Genomic DNA, 9225 nt, shown 5'->3' on the forward strand with positions numbered 1-9225 from the left:
GACGGCCAGGACGGTGATCCGGGCCCCGGCCCGCTCGGCTTCGGCGAGTACGGCGTCCGCGGTGGCGGGGTCGCCGCCGCCGTGGAAGGTGAGGGACGGCTTCTCCGGTTGATCCGGTTTCTCCGGCTTCTTCGCCCGGCTGGGCTGGACCCGCTTCGGTTCGCCGGGCATCTTCGGATACTCCGGCGGATAGGGCAGATCCCCCAGGCCGTGGTCGGCCTCGTCCTTGCGCGCGACCTCCAGCAGCTCTTCCAGACCGAACCGGTGGTCGTCCATATCGGCGTGGACGTCACCGATCTCGGCATAGCGGACGGGCATGGTCCGGATGTCGAAGTCCTCCGGCCGGGCGTCGTCGATCTCGTCCCAGCGCAGCGGCGCGGAGACCGGGGCGTGCGGACGGGGGCGGACGGAGTAGGCGGAGGCGATGGTCCGGTCCCGGGCGGTCTGGTTGTAGTCGACGAAGATCCGCTCGCCGCGCTCCTCCTTCCACCATTTGATCGTCACGCGGTCCGGCATCCGGCGCTCCAGCAGCCGGCCGCAGGCGATGGCCGCCCGGCGGACCTGGACGAAGGTCCAGTCGGGGGTGATGGGGACGAAGACATGCAGCCCGCGCCCGCCGGAGGTCTTGGGCCAGCCGCGCAGCCCCACGCCGTCGAGGACGTCCCGCAGCTCGTGGGCGGCCCGGACGGCGTCCTCGTAGTCGGTACCGGGCTGGGGGTCGAGGTCGATCCGGAGTTCGTCGGGGTGGTCGGTGTCGTCGCGCCGGACCGGCCAGGGGTGGAAGGTGACGGCGCCCAGATTGGCGGCCCAGACGACGGCCGCCGGTTCGGTGGGGCACATCTCGTCGGCGGACCGGCCGCTGGGGAAGGTGATGTGGGCCGTGGGGATCCAGTCGGGCAGATATTTGGGGGCCCGTTTCTGGAAGAAGGACTCCCCCGTCACTCCGTCGGGGTAACGCTCCAGGGTCGTCGGGCGGTCGCGCAGGGCGCGGGTGATGCCGTCGCCGACGGCCAGGTAGTAGCGGACCATGTCCAGCTTGGTGTATCCGCGCTCGGGAAAGTAGATCTTGTCGGGGTTGGAGACCTTGACGGTCCGCTCCCCCACTTCCAGTTCCATCGCTCGGCCGGCCATGTCCGTCAGGGTATGCCGGGCCGACTTTTGCCGCATTCCATGTGATACCCGACAATCCTGCTATGGATCTCCCGGTGATGCCGCCCGTCAAGCCGATGCTGGCCAAGTCCGTGAAGACCATCCCGCCCGAGATGCAGTACGAGGCCAAATGGGACGGCTTCCGGGCCGTGATCCACCGGGACGGCGACGAGATCGTCATCGGGTCCCGGACCGGCAAGCCCCTGACCCGCTACTTCCCCGAGCTGGTGGCGGCGCTGGCGGCCGAACTCCCGGACCGCTGTGTGGTCGACGGCGAGATCGTCATCGTGCACGGTGGCCGACTCGACTTCGACCGGCTCACCGAACGCATCCATCCCGCCGACTCCCGGGTCCGGATGCTCGCCGAGCGGACCCCGGCCTCCTTCGTCGCCTTCGATCTGCTCGCCCTCGGCGACGAATCCCATCTCGACACTCCCCTGGCGGAGCGCCGGGTCCTGCTCACCGAGGCGCTGCGCGACGCCCGGCCACCGGTCCATCTGGCGCCCGCCACCACGGACCGGGAACTGGCGCTGACCTGGTTCGACCGGTACGAGGGCGCGGGCCTCGACGGAGTCGTCGCCAAACCGCTCGACCTGCCCTACCGGCCCGACGCCAGGCTGATGTTCAAGATCAAGCACGAGCGGACGGCCGATGTCGTCGTCGCCGGATACCGCTTCCACAAGAGCGGCCCGGTGGTGGGCTCCCTGCTGCTCGGACTCCATGACGCCACCGGCGCGCTCCAGCACGTCGGGGTCTGTGCCGCGTTCCCGATGAAGCGCCGGGCCGAGCTGGTGGCGGAGCTGGAGCCGCTGCGGATGGACCCGACCGACGACCATCCCTGGGCCGCCTGGGCGGACGCGAGCGCCCATGAGTCGTCCCGGCTGCCGGGCGCGGTGAGCCGCTGGACCGGGAAGAAGGACCTGTCCTGGGTGGCGCTGCGGCCGGAGCGGGTCGCGGAGGTGGCGTACGACCATATGGAAGGCACTCGATTCCGCCATACGGCCCAGTTCCGCCGCTGGCGCCCCGACCGGACCCCGGCGAGCTGCACATATGCCCAGCTGGAGGAGCCGGTGGGCTATGACCTCGGCGAGGTACTGGCGGCACCGGGCGGGGTGTGACACGCCGTCAATGGTCAACTCGGGACGTCAACTCCCCGACGTCGTATGATGATCGATTCGGGTGTGCGGTGCACATTGTCGTAAGGTATGTCGCCGGTGCGGCCGGTGGCACGGGCCCGGGCGAGTCCCCGCGGTGCGCACCTCCCGTACGGCCCCGTCGCTCCGGTCGATTCCGACCGCCGGGCAAGAGAAGGACTGGACACCGTGACCGCGTCACCACTCGTTCCCGTACCGATTCCCGACCGTGTCGCGGCTCTGATCGGCTCCTGTATGCCCACCCATGTGCTGACGGCCGAGATGGCGGCGGACAGCGCGATGCGGGAGATGAGCCTGCTGCGCGCGCCGCTGCCCGGCCCCGCCTGGGCGGACCGGGAGCGGCTGCTGTCCGAGGTGGCCCGGGCGAACAAGGTCCTGGCGGCCTACAACCCCCGGCTGATGGTGCTGCCGGACGGCCACCACTGACAGCCGTCACGGACCCCGGTCACCGCCGGGTCACTCGCATCACTCCGCTGCTCGTCGCTCCGGTAACCCGGGCTGCGGCGGTTACTCGATGAAGGTGCCGTCGATATAGACCCATGCCCCGTCGACCCGGCCGAAGGTACTGCGCTCGTGCAGCTCTCCGCGCTGCCCCCGCAGCCGGTAACGGGCCCGGAAGGTGACCGTGCCCGTGGTGTGGAACGCGCTGCCCTCGGTGGTGTCGGTGATCTCCAGCCCCTCCCAGACCATCCGGGTGTCGAGTTCGAGCGTCGGCGGCCGGGTGTCCGGGTGCCAGGTCCGCAGCAGATACGGCACGTCTCCGGCGACGAACGCGGTGTAGCGGGAGCGCATCAGCAGCTCGGCGGTGGGCGCCGCCGCCGTACCCGAGTGGAACCGCCCGCAGCACTCCCCGTAGGCGGCGGGCAGCCCGCAGGGACAGGGCGTCTCGGCGGTGAGCCGTTCGGGAGCGGGCGCGCGCCGGGCGCGGGCGGGTCGTGAGGCCATGGACTCCATTCTCCCGCGTGATCCACCGGGAAACTAATCGGCGGCGGCCCGGGATATCGGCGGATTCTCGGCGAGGAAGCGCCGGGCGCGGGCGATGACATCGGACCCTTCGTTGGCGGCGGCCTGGTCCGTCTCCAGGGCCTCGGCGACGACGGTCCGGAGCAGTTGCCGGGCCTGGTGGCCGAGCGGCAGATCGCAGAGCTCCACCAGGTCCGGGATGTCCCGGGCCGCGGCATGGCGGAGTTGGCTCCGGACGTCGTCGCGGAACTCCTGGTCGTCGCCGTGGCCCTCCACCGCCCGGAGCATCAGCCGGGCGGTCCGCTGGTAGTCGTAGACCTCGATCTCGGCCAGTCGGCGGATGGTCTCGGTCGGCAGCCGGTCCGCGTCGCGCTCCAGTTGCCGGTAGAGGAGCCCCGAGAGGGCCCTTCGGCTCTCCATCGGCAGCCCACCGCCCCGGCTCACCGAGGCGAGGCAGTTCCAGTACGCCTCGGCCAGCGTCTCGCCGTCCGCGCCCGTACCGCTCAGCAGCCATAGCTTCGTCAACCGGTGGGCGACGGAGCTGACCTCGCCGTCCGGGCCGCCCGTGAAGGTCGTGACCGCCTCCGGCAGCAGGCTCAGGAACGGATCCACCGCGTGCAGCACGATGGAGTCGTTCTTGCCGCCGGAGACCACCATCTTGTGGCGGATCTGCTCGGGTCTCGACCGGACCCAGTCGGCGGTACGGCCCGGGACGTCGGCGCTCAGCCGCACGCCTTGGTACCAGTCGAGCCGGATCGGTTCCTGGGCTATGCCGTCGAAGGCCGGGGTGATCTCCAGGTCCTGGTGCTCGCCGTGCCATGCCTGCCGGATGGAGAGGGCGAGGGCGAACTCCGTCCACTCGGACTCCCGGAACGCGGCGCGCCAGAGCAGGGCCCGGCGGTGCCACAGGGCGGCGGTGTGTTCCATGCCGGGGAAGAGCTGACTCGCCAGCAGCCGACCGGTGACCAGGACGGTCAGCAGGACGATATTCGCCGAGTACAGGCCGTGCCGGGAGGACGTGGCGCGGGTCTCGGGGCGGTAGTCGGCGTAGCCGTGCTCGGTTCTGGTGCGGTGGTCGGTGAGAACGGTGAGCAGCAGTCCGCCGAGGCGCTCCCGGTCGGCTTCGGGGATCCGGGCGATCCGGGCGGCGGCGAAGGGGAGGATCTGGCGGGAGGCGAGGGTGGCGTACGACAGCACGACGTACAGCAGATCGTCCTCGACCCGGGTCCGGCCGACGGTGAGGGCCGGGCGCTGGCCGAGCAGCGATTCCAGGAGCTGGACGGCGAGCCGGGCGACGAGATACTCGCCGAAGGTGGCGTGCAGGAACTCGAAGGTCACCATCCGCTCGTTGTCGCGGTACGCCTGGGCGCGCTGGACGAAGAAGAACCGGCCGAGGGCGATCTCGCCCCGGCTGAGGGAGCTCTGGAAGTCGTCGGCGACGGCGGCCTCACGGCCCAGGATCGCCGACAGATCCGCCTCGGCCTCCTGCGAGGTGATCCACTGGCGGCGGCGGTTGAGCATGCCGAAGGAGATCAGGGAGAGCCGCTGGATCTCCTGCTCGGCCCGGGCCTCCAGCTCCCGCTTCGGCAGCCCCGGGTTGGACTTCATGACCTCGCGGGTGGCGAAGGAGGTCAGCAGCTCCTCGTAGAGCGCGGCCTCGTCGAACTCGACGCCGGGGGCCGCCGCGCGCTGGAGGGCGTTGTCGGTGCCGTCGTAGAGGGCGAGCATCAGCAGCAGCAGCGGCTGGGAGGCGAGGGCCGGATGCCGTATCGCGACCTCGGCGGGGAGCGGGGCGAGGCCGCGTCCGGCGAGGTATCCGGCGTTGATCCGGTTCCACCAGCCGAGCCAGAGTTCCACCTGCCGGGCGGTGAAGGGTTCCAGGCGGAGGGCGACCGTGCCTTCCGGGTAGCGGGGGCGGTCGGCGACGGCGGTCCGGCTGGTGACGATCGCGTAGACCGGGCGGCCCTGGTCGGCCTCGCGTTCCTGGAAGCGCGTGACGCGGGTGAGGAAGTCGGACTGGCTGACGCCGGTGGCCTGGAGGAGTTCGTCGTAGCCGTCGAAGAGGAGGACGGGGACGGTGTCCCCGGCGGCGCGGACGAGTTCGGGCCAGGTGACGCGCTCACCGGTGGCGGCGCGCACTGCGTACTCGATCTGGTCCTGGACGTCGGCGTCGGCGGGGACCTCGCGGAGCAGGATCCGTACCGGCAGATAGCCCGCCTGCGGCAGCCGGGCCGCGAGGATCTTCGTGAGCACGGATTTGCCCGCGCCGGGCTGGCCGAGGACGACGAGCGGGGTCCGGGTGTATTGGGGCTGGGTGAGCAGCCCGGCCAGGCATTCGGGCAGATCGGAGCGGACGTCCGCCGGGCTCCACCAGTTCTCGTCGGCGGGGCCGTCGGCTCCGGGGACGACTTCGCGGAGCCGGAAGTCGGGGTCGATGTAGCCGTCGCCGAGGCTGGGCAGCATGACTCCGGCCGGGGCGTTTCCCTCGGCGAGGATGGCGCGGTCGAGGGCGGCTCGGTAGCCGGTGACGAGGGACGCGGCGGCGTGGCGCGGGGCCTGTGCGGCGGTCAGTCCGTGGAGGGTCGACTCGATTCCGGTGAGGGACTGACGGACGGCGACCCGGGTGGCCTGGTGTTCGATCTGACCGGACCAGAAGCCGAACTCGGGCACCTCCTGGGCGAGTTGGGTGTACAGCTCCTGGTAGCGGTCGACGGCCCGGTCGGCGAGGGAGTCGTCGGTCCGGGCGATCCGGGTCCTGGCGGTGTCGTCGAGGCCGTCGTAGAGCGCGAGGCCCCGGACGAAGTCGGCGAGGGCGCGCCAGAAGTGTCCGTAGTGGGCGCGGACCTGTCCGAGGTTCTCCTCGTACGGCCGGTGGGGCGCGGGCGGCCCGATCGGGAAGTCGGCGAGGGCGCCGAAGAGGTCGGGTCCGGGGGAGCCGCCCCCGCCGGTGACCGCGACCTGTTCACTGCCGGTCAGCTCCAGGTCCTGGAGCCGGAAGGGCAGTTCGGTCTCGCCGAGTTCCTCGAACCAGGCGGTGATCACCAGAACGGTGTGGGCGGCGGCGATCCGTTCCGTACGGGTCGCCCGGTCGGCGTCGTCGAGTCCGCCGCGCAGTTCGGACGTCAGCTCGCGGCCGAGTCGCAGCACACGTCCCTGGACGTCGAGCAGGTTGAGCACGGCGTCGCTGACGCCGCCGGTCGCCACGGAGAGCGCTCCCCCGAGCGCGCGGTCGGCGGCGGCGAGTCCGGCGCCGTCACCGGTCAGGATCGCCACCGCGTCCCGGTAGTTGAGCTGTCGTCGTCCCCGCACCCCGAACCCCCGTCATTCCCCCGCCGCCTCGTCCGGGCGGCCCTGTCCGCGTCCGGTCTACCACGGGACCCGAGGGGGTCACCGGGGTTACCGGACCGTTGTTGTGATCTAGGCCGCGTCTTCCGGCCGTCCGTCGCTCCGGGGCGGTTCGTCACCGGCCCCGGGGCTGGTGAACGGCACGTTCTCCGCCGTCGTCACGAACTCCGGGTCGGAGCCCAGGGCGTGTTCGGCGACGCGGGAGACCACGGACGGCGGGATGTCGTCCAGCCCGTAGGTGGCGTGGGTGTCATGGGGCAGGACGACGCGCAGTCCGTGCTCCGTCGCGCCGAAGGCCGTGGCGCTGACACACATCTCCGACAGCACGCCCGCTATCACGGCACTCCGCACCCCGTGGCGGTCGACCAGGTCCCCGAGGCCGGTGCCGTCGAAGCCGTCGTCGGACGATTTGGCGACCACCACCTCACGGGCCGACTCGATCACCGGGAGATACAACTCCCAGCCCGGCGCGCCTGGCTCGTCCACGGCGCCCGGCTCCCCGTCGTTGCGGAGATGGACCACGAGGGCGCCCGCCGCGCGGGCCCGCTCCAGCAGGCGGGTGAGCCGGCCGGCCAGCTCTCCGGCGCCGGGCACGGCCTCGGGACCGGAGAGGAAGGCGGTCTGCACGTCCACCAGGATCAAGGCGTCGACGGGGGCGGTGGCCACGGCTCTGCGGGGCACCGAATGCCATACGCCGTCCCGGACGAACCCACCGCCGCCGGAGAGCTCGGGCTTCACCGATTCCACCATGCTCACACCGCCTCGTACTCGAAGGTGATCACACCGTACGTGATCCCGCCGGATCGCTCCCGGGCCTGTGGACAACCCGGCGACCAGCCCGGAATCGGCTGCCGCGAAGGGCCCGGAGGACCGCCCGGCGACCGTCCGCCGTCAGCCCGCCCACTGGTCGAACGCCAGCTTCGCCACCAGGCCCAGGACCACCGTCAGCAGCACACCCCGGACGAAGCCGCTGCCCTTGCTCAGCGCCATCCGGGCCCCGACGGTCGCCCCGGCGAGATTGAACACGGCCAGCACGGCGGCCAGTTGCCACAGGACGGAGCCCTGGTAGGCGAACATCGCCAGCGCGCCCGCGTTGGTGCAGACGTTCACCACCTTCGCCGTGGCGGACGCGGCCACCAGATCGAGATGGAGTACGGCGGTGAGCGCAAGGACCAGGAACGTGCCGGTGCCGGGGCCGACGAGGCCGTCGTAGAAGCCGATTCCGCCGCCGACCAGGACGATCGCGGTGAGGATCCGGGCCCGGGTGATCCCGGTCGGCCGCTCCGTTCCCGCGGTTCCGAAACCGGGGCGCAGCAGGACGAAGGCGGCCACGCCGACCAGGACGACCATGATGACGGGCCGCAGGACGGAGCTGCTGATGCCCGCCGCGAAGAAGGCCCCGAGCGTCGATCCGGCGAGCGCGGCCAGTCCGATCCGTACGGCCGTACGGATGTCGACGGCGGCCCGGCGCAGATAGGTGACGGCGGCGCCCGTGGTGCCCACGATGGCCACGGCCTTGTTGGTGCCGAGGATCTGGGCGGCCGGGGCCTGCGGCAGACCGAGGAGGAGGGCGGGGAGCAGCAGCAGTCCGCCGCCGCCCACGACCGCGTCGATCCAGCCCGCCGCCGCGGCGGCGACGGCGAGGGCGATCAGGGTGGTCATCGATATATCGGGCACGCGGTGACCCTAGATCGCCGTGCCGGGCGGGATCGCACCGGGTCTCACCAGCTCGGAGCGGATCGGAGCCGTTCGGAGCGGGCCGGAGCGGGAGGCCGCGCGAAACACCTGAAGGCCCCGGGCCCGGCGGCGCCGCGGGTGACGCGCCGGTGCGGATCTCCGGCCCCGGTCGATACGGTGGCGCCCATGGACGAGCAGCAGTACCGCGAGGTGTCCGACCGGATCCTGAACTCCGCCGCGACGATGCTGGCGTCGGTCGGCTACGAGGATCTGGGGATACCGCGGATCGCGGCCGGGGCGGGGGTGCCCGAGCCGGTGGCGCGGGAGCTGTTCCCGGACCGGAACGCGGTCGTCGTGACGCTGGTCGGCCGGTGGCTGCGGCAGGATGTGGAGATCGCGGAGCGGATTCTCGACGGCCCGCTGCCGGAGCGGCCCCGGCAGTTGATCACCTTGCTGCTCGACGCGTACGCGGAGCGCTTCCGGCGGTATCCGGGCTATCACCAGGTGTGGTTCGTGGGGCCTCGGATGGCGGCGCTCAAGGACGAGGCGCGCCGTACGGACGAGGCGATCGCGGAGCTGGCACACCGGGTGCTGGTCCGGGAGTACGGGATGCCGGACGACGAGGAGTCGCGCCGTCGGGTGGGGCTCGCGGTGCAGGTGGCGAGCAATCTGCTGGATCTGGCCTTCCGGGAGGACCCGGCGGGCGATCCGGGGGTGCTGGCCGAGGCCGGCGGGATGCTCGGCCGCTACTTGTTCGCCCCGGACGACGACCGGGACTGAGTCTCGGCGGGCGCCCTGATCCGGCGAAGGGCACAAGCCCGGAACCGGGACACCCGGAAACGATGAACGGCGTGCGGGCCTGGGCCCCCCCGCCCGTGATAGTTTACGGAGGACGGGGATTACGCGGGTTAACAGCCGTGGGAAGGGGATATGGCGG

7 protein-coding genes and 1 pseudogene are annotated in these 9225 nt (G+C 71.7%); 3 read left to right on the forward strand and 5 right to left on the reverse strand.

What is annotated here, in order from left to right; translation table 11 throughout:
* Positions 1-126: 126 nt before the first annotated feature.
* Positions 127-1131, reverse strand: a pseudogene (gene ligD / locus AB0G74_RS33740) (non-homologous end-joining DNA ligase); the annotation flags it as partial.
* 62 nt (positions 1132-1193) lie between these two features.
* Here ligD and AB0G74_RS33745 point away from each other — a divergent pair.
* Both AB0G74_RS33745 and AB0G74_RS33750 read left to right on the forward strand, forming a co-directional pair.
* Complete coding sequence (locus AB0G74_RS33745; protein WP_361154383.1) at positions 1194-2267, forward strand: ATP-dependent DNA ligase; 1074 nt, start codon at positions 1194-1196, stop codon at positions 2265-2267.
* Between the two features lie 204 nt (positions 2268-2471).
* Positions 2472-2729 (forward strand): hypothetical protein, encoded by a 258-nt coding sequence (locus AB0G74_RS33750; RefSeq protein WP_361154386.1) that lies wholly within the window; start codon positions 2472-2474, stop codon positions 2727-2729.
* Between the two features lie 81 nt (positions 2730-2810).
* Here the strand turns inward: AB0G74_RS33750 and AB0G74_RS33755 are convergent, their stop codons facing one another.
* From AB0G74_RS33755 to AB0G74_RS33770, 4 genes are all read right to left on the reverse strand, one after another.
* On the reverse strand, positions 2811-3248 hold the full coding sequence (locus AB0G74_RS33755; RefSeq protein WP_361154389.1) for a YchJ family protein: 438 nt from the start codon (positions 3246-3248) through the stop codon (positions 2811-2813).
* Positions 3249-3281: 33 nt separating this feature from the next.
* Complete coding sequence (locus tag AB0G74_RS33760) at positions 3282-6575, reverse strand: hypothetical protein (protein ID WP_361154392.1); 3294 nt, start codon at positions 6573-6575, stop codon at positions 3282-3284.
* A 108-nt stretch (positions 6576-6683) separates the two neighbouring features.
* On the reverse strand, positions 6684-7361 hold the full coding sequence (locus AB0G74_RS33765) for an isochorismatase family protein (RefSeq protein ID WP_361154394.1): 678 nt from the start codon (positions 7359-7361) through the stop codon (positions 6684-6686).
* A gap of 141 nt (positions 7362-7502) precedes the next feature.
* Entirely contained in the window at positions 7503-8288 is a 786-nt protein-coding gene (locus AB0G74_RS33770; RefSeq protein WP_361154396.1) for a TSUP family transporter, read from the reverse strand.
* A gap of 186 nt (positions 8289-8474) precedes the next feature.
* Between AB0G74_RS33770 and AB0G74_RS33775 the strand changes: the two genes are divergently transcribed.
* On the forward strand, positions 8475-9068 hold the full coding sequence (locus AB0G74_RS33775) for a hypothetical protein (protein WP_361154398.1): 594 nt from the start codon (positions 8475-8477) through the stop codon (positions 9066-9068).
* Positions 9069-9225 lie beyond the last annotated feature (157 nt).

It is taken from the genome of Streptomyces sp. NPDC020875 (assembly GCF_040641415.1).
Taxonomy (GTDB): Bacteria; Actinomycetota; Actinomycetes; order Streptomycetales; family Streptomycetaceae; genus Streptomyces.

Excerpts from the sequence above, each read along its gene's own strand:
- AB0G74_RS33775 (WP_361154398.1), top strand. The coding sequence starts at position 8,475 with ATGGACGAGCAGCAGTACCGCGAGGTGTCCGACCGGATCCTGAACTCC.
- AB0G74_RS33745 (WP_361154383.1), top strand. The coding sequence starts at position 1,194 with ATGGATCTCCCGGTGATGCCGCCCGTCAAGCCGATGCTGGCCAAGTCC.
- AB0G74_RS33765 (WP_361154394.1), bottom strand. The coding sequence starts at position 7,361 with ATGGTGGAATCGGTGAAGCCCGAGCTCTCCGGCGGCGGTGGGTTCGTC.
- AB0G74_RS33755 (WP_361154389.1), bottom strand. The coding sequence starts at position 3,248 with ATGGCCTCACGACCCGCCCGCGCCCGGCGCGCGCCCGCTCCCGAACGG.